This is a genomic window from Shigella sp. FJ200513 (genome assembly GCF_040495915.1).
GTDB lineage: Bacteria > Pseudomonadota > Gammaproteobacteria > Enterobacterales > Enterobacteriaceae > ECMA0423.
In genome coordinates this window covers 1-590 of record NZ_JBDYCV010000277.1, presented here as the reverse complement: position 1 = coordinate 590, position 590 = coordinate 1, and the positions used below count along the sequence as shown (strand labels likewise).

The 590-nt window shown below is 55.8% G+C and carries 1 protein-coding gene and 1 pseudogene; both read left to right on the top strand.

All coding sequences use genetic code 11. The annotated features are described in order from the left end of the window. Positions 1-66, top strand: a pseudogene (hokD, locus tag ABZJ92_RS22205) (type I toxin-antitoxin system toxin HokD); the annotation flags it as partial. Between the two features lie 167 nt (positions 67-233). Further along, positions 234-512: a hypothetical protein gene (locus ABZJ92_RS22200; RefSeq protein ID WP_011069426.1), complete on the top strand. Its 279-nt coding sequence runs from the start codon at positions 234-236 to the stop codon at positions 510-512. Positions 513-590 lie beyond the last annotated feature (78 nt).

The window sequence follows — 590 nt, the reverse complement described above, 5'->3', positions numbered from 1 at the left end:
GAGGTACGAATCCGAACCGGCCAGACGGAGGTCGCTGTCTTCACAGCTTACGAACCTGAGGAGTAAGAGACCCGGCGGGGGAGAAATCCCTCGCCACCGCTGATGTGTCAGGCATCCTCAACGCACCCGCACTTAACCCGCTTCGGCGGGTTTTGTTTTTTCTGGTCGTTCTGGTTTACAATCCATCCGTCAGCCTGAACAACTGGCACCTGCTGCGCCAGCAGAGAAAACAGATGGCGCACGATACCAAATTTTACAATTCGGATAACTCTGCCGCCCCTGCCAGCAGGCACGGGCGGCGTTCTCATGCATTCAAATCTGACGGGTATCAGCACGACCCCTGCACCGAAGAACAGGCTGAATGGCTGATTCAGCGCTACCGCAGACACGGATACGAGATTAAGAAAGCCCTCAGTCTCGATTATCGTCACTGGATAATCTTCGTCAGGCTCCCTTATTCCGAACGGCCACCGCGTCCGTCCTGCACATTCCAGCAACGGATCTGGAGGTAATGTGCGGGTATTACTTCGACCTGTTCTGGTTCCGGAACTCGGGCTGGTGGTCCTTAAGCCCGGTCGTGAATCCATGCC